This is a genomic window from Kitasatospora sp. NPDC085464 (assembly GCF_044541955.1).
In the GTDB taxonomy this organism is placed as follows: Bacteria; Actinomycetota; Actinomycetes; order Streptomycetales; family Streptomycetaceae; genus Kitasatospora.
In genome coordinates this window covers 282,606-295,543 of record NZ_JBITTM010000002.1, presented here as the reverse complement: position 1 = coordinate 295,543, position 12,938 = coordinate 282,606, and the positions used below count along the sequence as shown (strand labels likewise).

At 72.9% G+C, this 12,938-nt stretch carries 15 protein-coding genes and 1 tRNA gene; 3 read left to right on the top strand and 13 right to left on the bottom strand.

The features are described from left to right. The 8 genes from ACIGG8_RS03045 to ACIGG8_RS03010 form a co-directional block, all read right to left on the bottom strand. Window positions 1-906 (bottom strand): RNA polymerase sigma factor SigF, encoded by a 906-nt coding sequence (locus ACIGG8_RS03045; RefSeq protein ID WP_396545190.1) that lies wholly within the window; start codon window positions 904-906, stop codon window positions 1-3. Window positions 907-1,050: 144 nt separating this feature from the next. After that, window positions 1,051-1,890, bottom strand: coding sequence for an RNA polymerase sigma factor SigF (locus ACIGG8_RS03040; RefSeq protein WP_396545244.1), 840 nt, complete (start codon window positions 1,888-1,890; stop codon window positions 1,051-1,053). A gap of 307 nt (window positions 1,891-2,197) precedes the next feature. Beyond that, entirely contained in the window at window positions 2,198-2,491 is a 294-nt protein-coding gene (locus tag ACIGG8_RS03035) for a Dabb family protein (RefSeq protein WP_350519722.1), read from the bottom strand. A gap of 128 nt (window positions 2,492-2,619) precedes the next feature. Beyond that, entirely contained in the window at window positions 2,620-2,784 is a 165-nt protein-coding gene (locus ACIGG8_RS03030) for a hypothetical protein (RefSeq protein WP_350519723.1), read from the bottom strand. Window positions 2,785-3,233: 449 nt separating this feature from the next. Further along, window positions 3,234-3,323: transfer RNA gene (locus tag ACIGG8_RS03025), tRNA-Ser, on the bottom strand. A gap of 66 nt (window positions 3,324-3,389) precedes the next feature. Then, window positions 3,390-3,917, bottom strand: a complete 528-nt coding sequence (gene tadA, locus ACIGG8_RS03020; protein WP_396545188.1) for a tRNA adenosine(34) deaminase TadA — start codon at window positions 3,915-3,917, stop codon at window positions 3,390-3,392. 26 nt (window positions 3,918-3,943) lie between these two features. Further along, the gene (locus ACIGG8_RS03015; RefSeq protein ID WP_396545186.1) at window positions 3,944-4,501 is read right to left on the bottom strand and encodes a tRNA adenosine deaminase-associated protein; all 558 of its coding nucleotides are present in this window, start codon (window positions 4,499-4,501) and stop codon (window positions 3,944-3,946) included. A gap of 302 nt (window positions 4,502-4,803) precedes the next feature. Continuing rightward, window positions 4,804-5,040 carry a hypothetical protein gene (locus ACIGG8_RS03010; RefSeq protein ID WP_396545184.1) on the bottom strand — a complete coding sequence of 79 codons (237 nt, stop codon included), beginning with the start codon at window positions 5,038-5,040 and terminating at the stop codon, window positions 4,804-4,806. Between the two features lie 163 nt (window positions 5,041-5,203). Here ACIGG8_RS03010 and upp point away from each other — a divergent pair, with 163 nt between their 5' ends. Next, the gene (gene upp / locus ACIGG8_RS03005; protein ID WP_350506235.1) at window positions 5,204-5,839 is read left to right on the top strand and encodes a uracil phosphoribosyltransferase; all 636 of its coding nucleotides are present in this window, start codon (window positions 5,204-5,206) and stop codon (window positions 5,837-5,839) included. Window positions 5,840-5,917: 78 nt separating this feature from the next. Here the strand turns inward: upp and ACIGG8_RS03000 are convergent, their stop codons facing one another. Continuing rightward, complete coding sequence (locus ACIGG8_RS03000) at window positions 5,918-6,607, bottom strand: LytR C-terminal domain-containing protein (RefSeq protein ID WP_396545182.1); 690 nt, start codon at window positions 6,605-6,607, stop codon at window positions 5,918-5,920. A gap of 268 nt (window positions 6,608-6,875) precedes the next feature. Next, on the bottom strand, window positions 6,876-7,172 hold the full coding sequence (locus ACIGG8_RS02995) for a type II toxin-antitoxin system VapB family antitoxin (protein WP_030061387.1): 297 nt from the start codon (window positions 7,170-7,172) through the stop codon (window positions 6,876-6,878). A 265-nt stretch (window positions 7,173-7,437) separates the two neighbouring features. On the opposite strand from ACIGG8_RS02995, the gene ACIGG8_RS02990 reads away from it, so the two are divergent. After that, window positions 7,438-9,021, top strand: coding sequence for a helicase HerA-like domain-containing protein (locus tag ACIGG8_RS02990; protein ID WP_396545180.1), 1,584 nt, complete (start codon window positions 7,438-7,440; stop codon window positions 9,019-9,021). A 4-nt stretch (window positions 9,022-9,025) separates the two neighbouring features. Here ACIGG8_RS02990 and ACIGG8_RS02985 read toward each other — a convergent pair whose 3' ends face one another. Both ACIGG8_RS02985 and ACIGG8_RS02980 read right to left on the bottom strand, forming a co-directional pair. Beyond that, window positions 9,026-10,192 (bottom strand): hypothetical protein, encoded by a 1,167-nt coding sequence (locus ACIGG8_RS02985; protein WP_396545178.1) that lies wholly within the window; start codon window positions 10,190-10,192, stop codon window positions 9,026-9,028. A gap of 90 nt (window positions 10,193-10,282) precedes the next feature. Beyond that, the gene (locus tag ACIGG8_RS02980; protein WP_396545176.1) at window positions 10,283-10,948 is read right to left on the bottom strand and encodes a rhomboid family intramembrane serine protease; all 666 of its coding nucleotides are present in this window, start codon (window positions 10,946-10,948) and stop codon (window positions 10,283-10,285) included. An 83-nt stretch (window positions 10,949-11,031) separates the two neighbouring features. Between ACIGG8_RS02980 and ACIGG8_RS02975 the strand changes: the two genes are divergently transcribed. Continuing rightward, window positions 11,032-11,550, top strand: coding sequence for a YbhB/YbcL family Raf kinase inhibitor-like protein (locus tag ACIGG8_RS02975; RefSeq protein ID WP_396545174.1), 519 nt, complete (start codon window positions 11,032-11,034; stop codon window positions 11,548-11,550). 318 nt (window positions 11,551-11,868) lie between these two features. Here ACIGG8_RS02975 and ACIGG8_RS02970 read toward each other — a convergent pair whose 3' ends face one another. Then, complete coding sequence (locus tag ACIGG8_RS02970) at window positions 11,869-12,846, bottom strand: helix-turn-helix transcriptional regulator (RefSeq protein ID WP_396545172.1); 978 nt, start codon at window positions 12,844-12,846, stop codon at window positions 11,869-11,871. Between the last annotated feature and the right edge of the window lie 92 nt (window positions 12,847-12,938).

The window sequence follows — 12,938 nt, the reverse complement described above, 5'->3', positions numbered from 1 at the left end:
TCAGCCCTCGTTGATCAGGCCCTCGCGGAGCCGGGTGAGCGTCCGGGTGAGCAGCCGGGAGACGTGCATCTGCGAGATCCCGATCTCCTCGCCGATCTGCGACTGGGTGAGGTTGCCGAAGAACCGCAGCATGATGATCCGGCGCTCGCGCGGCGGCAGCTTGGCCAGCAGCGGCTTCAGCGACTCCCGGTACTCGACGCCCTCCAGCGCGAGGTCCTCGTAGCCGAGCCGGTCGGCCAGCGGGCCGTCGCTGTCCTCCTCGCCGGAGCCCGAGTCGAGCGAACTGGCGGTGTACGCGTTGCCGACCGCGAGGCCCTCGACCACGTCCTCCTCGCTGACGCCCAGGCAGGCGGCCAGCTCGGCGACGGTGGGGGAGCGGTCCAGCCGCTGGGACAGCTCGTCGCCGGCCTTGGTGAGTGCCAGGCGCAGCTCCTGGAGCCGCCGCGGCACCCGGACCGACCAGCTGGTGTCCCGGAAGAAGCGCTTGATCTCGCCGACCACGGTGGGCATCGCGAAGGTGGGGAACTCCACCCCGCGCTCCGGGTCGAAGCGGTCGATCGCCTTGATCAGGCCGATGGTGCCGACCTGGACGATGTCCTCCATCGGCTCGTTGCGGCTGCGGAAGCGCGCCGAGGCGTACCGGACCAGCGGCAGGTTGAGCTCGATCAGGGTGTCGCGGACGTACGTGTGCTCCGCACTGCCGGGCTCCAGCGCGGCCAGCCGCAGGAACAGCGAGCGGGAGAGCGTCCGGGTGTCCAGCCCGGAGCCGGCCGGCGGCTCCGGTGCCGCGTCGGGGCCGGGCGGCCGGACGGATTCGACCCGCTGCCGCGGGATCAGGTCCTCGGCGACGGCCGTGCCGTTGGCGTGACCAGCGTGGATCTCCGCAGTGCCCAGCTCTCCGGACATGCACCCACCCCCTTGTGACTGACGGTTGAACGGGGGCCCTCGCACGGAGGTTCCCGGCGGGGCCCTCCCCCCTCCATACCGGAACACGGTGCACGGCAAACCCGAACGTCGCAAGATGTCACGCGGGGGTAACGCGCTGCAATCTCACTCTTCCCAGGAGTTGCCGGTCCGAAGCCGGTTGAGGATCCGGGAGAGCAGCCGGGAGACGTGCATCTGGGACATCCCCAGCTCGGTGCTGATCTGGGACTGGGTGAGGTTGGCGAAGAACCGCAGCATCACGATCCGGCGCTCCCGCTCGGGGAGTTGGACCAGCAGGTGGCGGACCATGTCGCGGTGTTCGACCTCGGCCAGCGCGGCGTCCTCGTAGCCGAGCCGGTCGAGCAGGGCGAGTCCGCCCTCGTGCTCCTGGGCGGCCTCCAGGGAGGCCGCGTTGTAGGCCCGCCCGGCGTCCAGGCAGGCCCGGACGTCCTCCTCGGGGATCCGCAGGCTGGCGGCGATCTCCGGGACCTTGGGGGCCCGCCCGTGCAGCACCGTCAGCTCCTCCATCGCGCCGCTGACCTGGACCCACAGCTCCTGGAGCCGGCGCGGGACGTGCATGGTGCGGACGTTGTCCCGGAAGTAGCGCTTGATCTCGCCCAGGATGGTCGGCAGCGCGTAGGTGGGGAACTGGACGCCGCGGCTGGGGTCGAAGCGGTCGATCGCGTTGATCAGGCCGATGGTGCCGACCTGGACGACGTCCTCCATCGGCTCGCTGCGGCTGCGGAAGCGGGTGGCCGCGTAGCGGACCAGGGGGATGTTCACCTCGATCAGGGCGGCCCGGACGCGTTCCCGCTCGGGGGCGTCCGGGGGCAGCTCGGCGAGCCGTTCGAACAGCACCCGGGTCAGCGTCCGGACGTCCACGACGGGCCGCCCGCCGGGGCCGCGCAGCCCGTCCGGGCGGAGCTCGCCGGCCGGGCTGATGATCGCAGCCAGCACCTCGTCCACGGACACGTCACCCCTCCCAAAGTCGACAACGGCGGGCCCTGCGGATCGGGTGTCGCGGCTGGTTCATCACCTCGCCATGTCCGGCAAAACCGGTCATAGCATCACAAGGTGGGCGCAGGTCGGGCAAGCACCCGGTAGAGGTGTGTTGGTAGGCCGTTCGACCTGCGCCCGGCCGGTCGGCGGGGAACGGCGGGGATCGTTCCGGGACAGAGCAAGGCGCCCCGCCCGGAGGTCGGACGGGGCGCCGCGGTCCGTCCGGGGGAAGGGCCCGTGACGGGCTCCGGACGGGGCGGGGTCGGACGGGTGCTCAGACCTCGATGTCGGCGATCACCCAGGTCGCGAACTCGCGCCACAGGGCCGCCGCGGCCTGGTGGGCCGGGTGGGTCAGGTAGGCCTGCAGGGCGTCGCGGTCCTCGACCAGGCTGTTGATCGCGTAGTCGTACGCGATGTCCCGCTCGGTGGTGTTCCAGTTGCACTCCCACTCGCGCAGCTCGGGGATGACCGCGCCGAGTTCGGAGAAGGCCTTGGCGCCGGCGAGCGCGCGCTCGTCGTCCTTGCTGACGCCTTCGTTGAGCTTGAACAGGACCAGGTGCCGGATCACGATTGCCGCTCCTCGCGGACGGGGGTGGGGTCCCGCCCACCGTAGCCGGTGCACCGGTGCCGCCGGACGGCCGTCCGCCGGTCGGGTGCGGGCCGGAGCCCGGGCCGGTCACGCCGGGTCGGGCCGGTCTACTTGATCAGGCCGGTCATGAAGGTGCCGACCGCCTTGGCCGCGTTCGAGATGCCCTCGAACCCCAGCTGGACGAGCTCGGCGGAGCGGGCCGGCGACGTGATGATCGAGTAGAGCACGAAGACGAGCAGGAGGACCATGCCGATCTTCTTCGCCTGCGCCATCGGGTGACCTTCCTCCCAGCGGTGGGCCGCCGTCATCCGGTCCCCGAGCGGCCTGCAGGGGGCAGCTTATCCACCCGGACGGGCTATCAAGTGTGCGACGCGTTCGGCCGGCGGGACGAAGGTCCCCGCGAGTGGGGCCTTTCTCCGGGTGCCCGGCCGCGAGCCGGGCGGCAGGATGGATGACGTACCGAGGATCTGGCAGGAATCCCCGGTGCGTGGATCCGGAGCTCCCCGCTGTGGGACCGGCCGCCGCGGCTTCCCCCCGACGCGGCGCCGGTTGTGGGACTCCGCCGGGGGAGCGGTCAGTCCCCCCGAGCCGCTCCCCCCTCCAGGCTCCGTACGGACCGGGCGTCGGTGGTCGTCGGCCCGGTGTACGGGGCCGCTTCCGTGTCCGAGGGTGCGCGGAAACGCCGAGGGCCCGTCCGGATCGGACGGGCCCTCGGGCTTTCTGGCGGTAGCGGTGGGATTCGAACCCACGGTGGAGTTGCCCCCACACACGCTTTCGAGGCGTGCTCCTTTGGCCGCTCGGACACGCTACCGAGGGGAACTCTACCGGACGGGTGGCTCGGGAACGAAATCCGTATCGGGAGGGCCGTCGGAGGGGCTCAGCGGTGGATGTCGAAGAACGCCCGCAGCTGCTCGCCGCACTCCTCGGCGAGGACGCCCCAGATCACCTCGGGGCGGTGGTTGAGCCGGCGGTCGCGCATCACGTCGAAGAGCGAGCCGGCCGCGCCGGCCTTCTCGTCGAGGGCGCCGTAGACCACCCGGTCGATCCGGGAGAGCACGATGGCGCCGGCGCACATCGTGCACGGCTCCAGGGTGACGACCAGGGTGCAACCGCCGAGCCGCCACTCGCCGACGGCGGCGGCCGCCTGCCGGATCGCGACCACCTCGGCGTGCGCGGTCGGGTCGCCGACCGCCTCGCGCTCGTTGTGGCCGCGTCCGATCACCTCGCCGTCCGGGCCCAGGACGAGCGCCCCGACCGGGACGTCCCCGGTGGCCGGCGCCAGGGCGGCCTCGGCCATGGCGAGGCGCATCGGCGCCGCCCAGCGGTCGCGGACCGGGTCGGGGCGGACGGGGGCGGGCAGTGGGGGGACCTGCGGGACGGTCAGGGCGGTGGATGCGGGCTGCATGGCATCCAGTGTCGGGTATCCGGCCGCTACCGGACGGCCTCCAGGACCTCGCCGCAGCCGAGGGCCTCGGCGATCTCCTCCAGGGCGTCGCCCGGGACCGCGCCCTCGCCGCTGAGGGCGAGCAGTTCGTCGGAGGCCAGGCCGAACTCGGTGAGCAGGTGGGCGTCGCCGAGCGGGCCGACCGGGACGCCGCCGCGGGGCTCGGCGTCCTCGTCGTCCTGGGCCTGCGCCTCCGCTTCCTCGTCCAGCAGGTGGTCCAGGTCGCCGAACTCGCTCTCGCCGGCCTGGTCGACCAGCTCGTCGGTGAGGACGGAGCCGTACGAGCTGCGGGCGGCGGCGGCGCCGTCCGACACGAAGATCCGCGGGTCGTCCTCACCGTCCACGCGCACGACGGCGAACCAGGAGTCCTCCTGTTCGATGAAGATCAGGACGCTGTCGTCGTCCTGCGCGGAGTTGCGGGCCAGGTCGGCCAGATCGGCCAGGGATTCGACGTCGTCGAGCTCCGTCTCGCTCACATCCCACCCGTCCTCGGTGCGAGCAAGCACTGCAGCGAAGTACGCCACCAGGGACACTCCCAAGATCATCGGTCTCGGCTGTCGGCGCGCCGGGCAACGCGGAATCTGGCCGCCCCCGCGCCAGAGGCGGTCCGCTTGTTCGGACCGTCCCATCGGAATCGTGACAGAAAGCCCGCCCTCGCGGGGGGTGTTCGGCAGCGCGTCTTTGCAGGTCGTGTCGGAAGGGCCGGGCGGCGGAGGGCCGAGCCGTGGCGGCACGGTCCGAAGCCGGTCGAAATTTGCTCCGAACGCCCGCCGGGGCCGATCGCGCCCCGCCTCCGCCTCGCCTCCGCCCCGCCGCGAGCCCTGCCGCGGACCCGCTCGGAGGCCCGTCAGATCCGGAAGGTTCGCATCCGCATCGCCTCGCGCATCCGCCGTTCCTTGGTCCGGCGGGGCTGGACCCGCTCCCGCAGCTCGCGCGCCTCGGTGAGCTCGCGCAGGAAGACGGCCCGCCGCTTGCGGCGCTCCGCCTCGCTCTCCGGGAGGTCGTCCGGCGGGCCCGCGCGCCGGCCCGCCCCGCCGACGGGCTCGTCCGCCGAGCCGTCCCCGGCCTTCGGGTTGCTCGTCATAAGACGTGACATTCCCAGAACGGCCCGGTTGATACCACAGCAGCCGCTTCCGTCCGGACATTCACCCCGTGTCACGGCGTGTCACGGGTCCGTCACCCGGTCCGGCGCCCGGGTCGGGCCCGGCATGTCGTACAGGCGTCCAGACGCGGGCTAACCTCGGTACATGCGTCTCCACGTCGTCGACCACCCCCTGGTCGCCCACAAGCTCTCCACCCTGCGCGACGAGCGCACCGACTCGCCGACCTTCCGTCGCCTGACCGACGAGCTGGTGACCCTCCTCGCCTACGAGGCCACCCGGGACGTCCGCACCGACGAGGTGGAGATCACCACGCCCGTGGCGGTCACGCTCGGTACCCGGCTCAGCTACCCGCGCCCGCTGGTGGTGCCCATCCTGCGGGCCGGCCTCGGCATGCTGGACGGGATGACCCGCCTGCTGCCGACCGCCGAGGTCGGCTTCCTCGGCATGGTGCGCAACGAGGAGACCCTGGAGGCCTCCACGTACGCCACCCGGATGCCCGACGACCTCTCCGGCCGCCAGGTCTACGTGCTCGACCCGATGCTGGCCACCGGCGGCACCCTGGTCGCCGCCATCAAGATGCTGATCGAGCGCGGCGCCACCGACGTCACCGCCGTGGTGCTGCTGGCCGCCCCCGAGGGCGTCGAGGTGATGCGCCGGGAGCTGGCGGACCTGCCGGTCACCGTGGTCACCGCCGCCCTGGACGAGCGGCTCAACGAGAACGGCTACATCGTCCCCGGCCTCGGTGACGCGGGCGACCGGCTGTACGGCACCGCGGGCTGAGTCCCCGACGGAGAACGGACCCACGGGAAGGGCCCTGCGGCAGCGCGCCGCAGGGCCCTTCCGTGTCCGTACCGGGCGTCAGCAGCTGCCGGCCGCCGTGGGGGTGGGGGAGGGCTTGGTGGCCAGGGCGAGGGCGGCGGCCGCCTGGGTCTCGTCCAGCAGGGCGTTGTAGCTGTCGCCGATGACGAAGTCCACGGTGGCGTCGGTGCGGGCGTCCGCGGTGACGGTGGCGCCGGCGATCTGCGAGCCGACCAGGGTGCCGGCCCCGGCGCCGGTCGGGCCGGCGATCACCTGGGCGGTGCCGGGCACCTTCTTGTCCAGCTCGGCCGGGGCGTTGCCGACCTTGCCGATGACGAAGCCGCGCTTCTTGAACTCCTCGGCGGTCCGCCCGGCCAGGCCGGCCTTGGTGGTGGCGTTGTAGATGTTCACGGTGACCGCGGTGGGCTGCGGGACGGCGTGCGGGTCGCCCTGGGCGGCGGCGGGCGCGCCGGAGGCCGCGGGGGCGCCCGGCGTCGCGCCCGGCGTGGGGGCGGCCAGCGGCTTGCCGGAGGAGGTCGCGCACGCCTGGGCGGAGGAGTTCTTGTTCCGGCCCGTGAAGATGTCGTAGAGCTGCACGCCGCCGAGGCCGATCAGGGCCAGGGCGAGCAGGCCGGCGAGCGCGGCGATCACCTTGCGGCTCTTCTTCGGGGGCCGGCCCAGCCGTGGGTAGGAGTTGCCGGTGACGCGGTACTGCTTCCCCTTGAGGCCTTGGGGAGTCAACATGCTCATGGTTTGTCTCCCCCTCGTACCGGGGCGGGGTCGGGATGACGGGTCGGCCGGGTAGGGGCGTCCCCCGGGTGCGGGCGGATCCCCTGGTCGCGGCCGTAGTCAGCAGCGTAGTGCCGTACAGCTGCGAAGGTACTAAATGATCATCATCTGGAGTACCCCGGTACCCGAATGGGGGTACCGGGGTACGCGCGGACCGCCCTCCGCCGGGCGGCGAGGGGGCGGTCCGGAAGCCTGCGGCCGGTCCGACGGGCCCGGTGCCGGGGGCCCGTCACTCCATTTCGAGGACGCGGGCGTGCAGCACCTGGCGCTGCTGCAGCGCGGCCCGTACGGCCCGGTGCAGCCCGTCCTCCAGGTAGAGGTCGCCGTGCCACTTCACCACGTGGGCGAAGAGGTCCCCGTAGAAGGTCGAGTCCTCGGCCAGCAGGGTTTCGAGGTCGAGTTGGCCCTTGGTGGTCACCAGCTGGTCGAGCCGCACCGGACGCGGGGCGACGTCAGCCCACTGTCGGGTGCTCGTCCGGCCGTGATCCGGGTACGGCCGCCCATTGCCGATGCGCTTGAAGATCACACGGAAAGCCTACCGTTTGGGCGGCGAATGACGCAGCAGCCGCGACGCCGCCACGCGCACCGGTGTGAACTGCGGGTGGACGAATGCGGCTGTTTGATGGGAAATGTCGCGAACATCGCCCGGTGTCGACCGGTTCGAGTCGATCGGGTTCCGGTTCCGGTGACGAAGCGTTCCGACGCGATCCGATGCGATCCGATGCGTGCCGGTGCGTGCCGGTGCGTGGCGACGCGTGCCGATTGGTTCCGATCCGCCCAGGAGTGTGCCGATGTCCTCCGCCCCCACCCCGCAAGCCGTCCGGGAGATCGCCGACGGGTACGCCTTCACCGGGCCCGCCCTCGACCTCGGCGCGGTGCTGCTGGACGGCACCGCGTACCCGGACGCCCAGGTGCGCATCCCGCTGGGCGTCCTCAATCGGCACGGGCTGGTCGCCGGGGCCACCGGCACCGGCAAGACCAAGACCCTCCAGCTGATCGCCGAACAGCTCTCCGCGCAGGGCGTGCCGGTGTTCCTGGCCGACATCAAGGGGGACGTCTCCGGCGTCGCCGCGCCCGGCACGGCGAGCGAGCGCACCACCGCCCGGGCCGCCGAGGTCGGGCAGCAGTGGGCGGCGCAGGGCCGCCCCGCCGAGTTCTACGCGCTCGGCGGGCAGGGCACGGGCATCCCGATCAGGGCCACCGTCACCAGCTTCGGACCCTTGCTGCTCAGCAAGGTGCTGGACCTGAACGAGACCCAGGAGTCCTCGCTCAGCCTGGTGTTCCACTACGCCGACGGCAAGGGCCTGGAGCTCTACGACCTCAAGGACCTGACTGCGGTGATCGCCTTCCTCGCCTCGCCCGAGGGCAAGGAGGAGCTGAAGACCCTCGGCGGCCTCTCGGCGGCCACCGCCGGGGTGATCCTGCGGGCGCTCACGGTGCTGGAGAACGAGGGCGCCGGGCAGTTCTTCGGCGAGCCCGAGTTCGACACCGCCGAGCTGCTGCGGACCACGCCGGCCGGCGAGGGCGTGGTCTCGGTGCTGGAGCTGCCCGCGGTGCAGGACCGGCCGCGGCTGTTCTCCACCTTCCTGATGTGGCTGCTCGCCGACCTCTACCAGGAGCTGCCCGAGGTCGGCGACCTCGACCGGCCGAAGCTGGTGTTCTTCTTCGACGAGGCGCACCTGCTGTTCAAGGGCGCCTCCAAGGCCTTCCTGGAGGCGATCACCCAGACCGTGCGACTGATCCGCTCCAAGGGCATCGGCATCTTCTTCGTGACCCAGACCCCGCGGGACGTCCCGTCCGACGTGCTGGCGCAGTTGGGCAACCGGGTGCAGCACGCGCTGCGCGCCTTCACCCCGGACGACGCCAAGGCGCTCAAGGCCACCGTCTCGACCTTCCCGCGCTCCTCGTACGACCTCGGCACGGTACTGACCACGCTCGGCACCGGCGAGGCGGTGGTGACCGTGCTGTCCGAGAAGGGCGCGCCGACGCCCGTCGCGGCGACCAGGCTGCGGGCGCCGCAGTCGCTGATGGGGCCGATCGAGGCGGGGGCGCTGCGGGCGGCCGTGGACGGCTCGCCGCTGACGGCGCGCTACCGGGACGCGGTCGACCGGGAGTCGGCGTACGAGAAGCTCGCGGCGCGGGCGCCCCGGCCGGAGGCGGCGTCGACGGAGCCCGAGCGCTCCGGGGCCGAGACCCGTGGGGCGCACGAGGCCGACGAGTCCCGGAAGGCTTCGGGGGAGAAGGAGGGCGTGGGCGGGCTGCTCGGGTCGCTGCTGAGCAATCCGACCGTGAAGTCCTTCGCCCGCTCGGCGGGGCGCCAGCTCGGGCAGGAGATCTCGCGCAGCCTGTTCGGGACGTCCAAGCGGCGGCGGTGACGGCTCAGCCGCGGAGGGCGGCGCCGATCCGGTCGAGGGAGGACAGGCGCATCAGGCCGTAGTGGTAGAACCCGATCTCGGGGACGCCGAGTCCGCGCAGCAGGGAGACCTTGGCGGCGAGGTTCTCCGCGCCGTCGCAGTCGGAGGACATCGGGCGCAGGATCACCGCCAGGTCCTGCGGGCGGACGCCGTGCAGGGCGAACGCGGCGACCTTCTCCCGGACGGCCTCCGGCGTCGTGGCGTAGCCGAGGGTCTCGATCCGGTCGGCGGCCCGGGCGAGGGCGGGCAGGTCGATCCCGGCGAGCCAGCCCTTTCCGGGGCCGCCGCCGTCCATGAAGCTCAGCCGCATGCCGTGGCGGCGGGCCTGCTCGGCCAGGTCGGCGGCGAGCGAGGTGACGGTGGCGGCGGAGGCGTCCACGTACGCGGCGAAGGCGCCGTCGGCGAGGGCGCTCAGGTCGGCGGGCTCGGCGGCGGCGGAGTCGTCGGCCAGCCGGCGGCGCAGCTCGGTGCGGACCGCCTCGGCCGCCTCGTCGGCCGGGACGCCGGCGGCCGTGGCGGCGGCGCGGCAGTGCGGGCAGAAGCAGACCCCGAGCAGGGCCTCGGCGACGGGGCCCAGCTCCTCGAAGTAGCGCTCGTGGTGGTAGCCGTGGCGCAGTCCGTGGAAGTGCAGCGACTCGGCCCGGATCGCGTCCACGCCGTACCGGGACTGCTCGGCTACCAGGGTCAGCGCGTAATCGCGGACCTCCGGGTTCGCCGGGCAGAGCTCGGTGAGCAGGCGGTCGCCGAAGGCGTTGGCCGGGGCGCAGTCGGGGTGGGCGAAGCCGAGCCGGTCGTTGTGGCAGAAGACCGTCCAGGCGTGCAGCTTCAGGCCGCGGCGGTGGGCCTGCGCGGCGGCCTCGGCGAAGGGGTCGCGCTCGCCGATGGCGGTGGACGGGGTGGGTGCCAGTCGGCGGCCCCGCCAGGCGGTCGGGTCGGGGCGGAAGTACGCCGCGCCCGGCTCCAGGTACCGGATCACCCGGCGGGGGTTGTGCGGGAAGACGTCACGGGCCGCGTGGTAGACCGAGGCGAGGGTGACGCCGCCGACCCCGGCGCGGTCGGTGAGGTTGCCGAAGAAGGTGTCGGGGCCCTCGTCGAGCAGGTCGGTGGCGAAGGCGAGGACGGACGACTCCACGGTGCGGCTCCGGGGCTGGGGGCAGGTGCGCCGTTCACGCTAGCCGCAGGGGTGGGATTGGTCTATACCTGGCAGGGCCGACCGGGTGGCTCAGATGCCCAGGTCGTCCAGCTGCTTGAGCAGGGCGGTGCCGGGGCTGTTCGGGGCTGAAGCCGAAGCCGAAGCCGGGGCGACGGGCCCGGGGGTCCGGTTGCGGAGCAGGACGGCGGCGGCCAGCCCGCCGATCAGCCCGCCCAGGTGGCCCAGCCAGCTGACGCCCTGTGCGACCGGCAGCACGCCGATCAGCAGGGAGGAGTAGAGCACCGCGACCACAACGCCGACGACCGCGTCCAGGACCTTGCGGTCGAGGAGCCCGCGCAGCACCACGTAGCCGAGGTAGCCGTAGACCATGCCGCTCGCGCCGGCCGTCACGGTGTTCGAGCTCTCCAGCAGCCAGACCGTCAGCCCGCCGGACACCATGATCACCAGGCTGGCCAGCAGGAACTTCTGCATGCCGCGGGCGGCGGCCAGGAAGCCGAGCACGAACAGCGGCCAGGAGTTCGCCTCGATGTGCTCCCAACTGAAGTGCAGGAAGGGCGAGGTGAACATCTCGGGCAGGTCGCCGAGCTGCTCCGAGCGCAGGCCGAACTCCCGCGACAGCCCGTAGTCGTCCAGCCAGTTCAGCACCTGCACCGACCAGATGACGGCCTGGATGCCGAGCATCGTGAACAGCGCGGTGCGGGAGTCGGAGAGCAGACGGGTCATCCGGGTGGCCATGACCCGACTCTACGGGCGGACGGATCGGACGTGCACCCCATTACAGTGACCGGTGTCATTCCGACTGCGAGAGGTGACCACCCATGAGCAAGCGTCCACCGCTGCCCTACGAGTTCCTGCCGCAGGTGCCGTCCTTCGAGCTGAGCAGTCAGGACGTCACCGAAGGCGGCACGCTGGCCCGGGAGTTCATCCACGCCGGCGGCAACCTCTCGCCGCAGCTGGCCTGGTCGGGCCTGCCGGAGGGCACCCGGAGCATCGCCGTGACCTGCTACGACCCGGACGCGCCGACCGGCTCCGGCTGGTGGCACTGGATCGCCCTCAACCTGCCCGCCGACACCGCCGGGCTGCCGCGCGGCGCCGGATCCTCGGACGACAGCCTGCCGGGTGCGGCCTCCTTCCACGGCCGCAACGACTTCCCGGGCAACAAGTACGACGGTGCGGCCCCGCCGCCCGGCGCCCCGCACCGCTACGTCTTCGCCGTGCACGCCCTGGACGTGGAGAAGCTGGACGTCTCCGCCGACACCCCGGCCGCCCAGATCGGCTTCCACCTCACCTTCCACACCCTCGGCCGGGCGCTGCTGACCGGCGAGTACGGGGTCTGAGGCCCGGTGTCGACACCCGATCGTCCGGTCGAGGTCTGGCGGCTGCCCGAGGAGGAGCGGCGGGCCGGGCGCAGGGCCCTGACCTGGACGGTCGGACCGGACGGCGAACTGGCCGTCCTCGTGGTGCCGGAGCCCTGCGCGGCACCGCCCGGCTCCTGGCCCGCGGTGCTGGTCACCGACCGGGACGGCCGGATCTGGACGGCGTACGGGGACGAGGGCATCTACGGTGACCACCCGATGGCGATCCCCGGGCTGCTGGCCGCCGGTTCCGCAGCGGCAACGGCTGGTACCGGGTCGGGGTCTGAGCCCTCCCTCCCCCTACCTCCCCTCCTGGGTCTCCTCCCCGGCCGCGTGGGCGGCGCGGGCCGCCAGCCTGCGCAGGTGCTCGCGCAGCTCCGGCGGCTCGTGCACCTCGAAGGCGCGGTCCAGCGACAGCAGCCGCACCGCCGTCCACTCCAGGGAGTCGGAGCGGGACCGCAGCCGGCAGCTGTGCTCGTCGACCGGCTCGATCTCGGAGTCGCCCGGCCTGAAGCGCTGCCGGACCAGCGCGGCCGGCGCGTGCACGGTGGCGACCACGGTGCCGCTCGGTGACGCGGGGCGCAGCTTGCCTGCCACGTACGCGGCGGCGTCCTCGGCGGGCAGCGGGCGCGGGGTGAAGCGTGCGCCGGTGGCGAAGGGCTCGCTCAGCCGGTCGACCCGGAACAGCCGCCAGTCCTCGCGGTCCAGGTCGTAGCCGACCAGGTACCAGCGGCGGCCGACCGAGACCAGCCGCTCGGGCTCGACCAGCCGCCTGGTGCCGGTGCCGTCGTAGGAGCGGTAGGCGAAGCGCAGGCGTTCGTGGTTGGTGACGGCGCCGGCGATCAGGGTGAGGTCGTCGGGGTCGACGGTCGGGCCGTCCCCGGTGAGCAGCGGGACGGTGGCGTTGTTGAGCGTGCCGACCCGGTGCCGCAGCCGGCCCGGCAGCACCTGGAGCAGCTTGCCGAGGGCCCGGACCGAGGCCTCCTCGATGCCGACCACGGCGTGCCCGGCGCCCGCCCGCAGCCCGACCGCGATGGCCACCGCCTCCTCGTCGTCCAGCAGCAGCGGCGGCATCGCCGTGCCCGCGACCAGCCGGTAGCCGCCGACCGCGCCCATGATGGCCTGCACCGGGTAGCCGAGGTCGCGCAGCCGGTCGATGTCGCGCCGGATCGTCCGGGGGCTGACGCCGAGCCGCTCGGCGAGTTCGCTGCCGGGCCACTCGCGCGGGGTCTGCAGCAGGGACAGCAGGTTCAGCAGCCGGGCCGGGGTGTCGGTCATGCCGTCCAGCATGCCGGATGAACTGGGACAGCTCCTGACCTACATGGCCGTTACCGTCGTGGACGTCGAGAAGAAGCGGTCAGAGCGAGAAG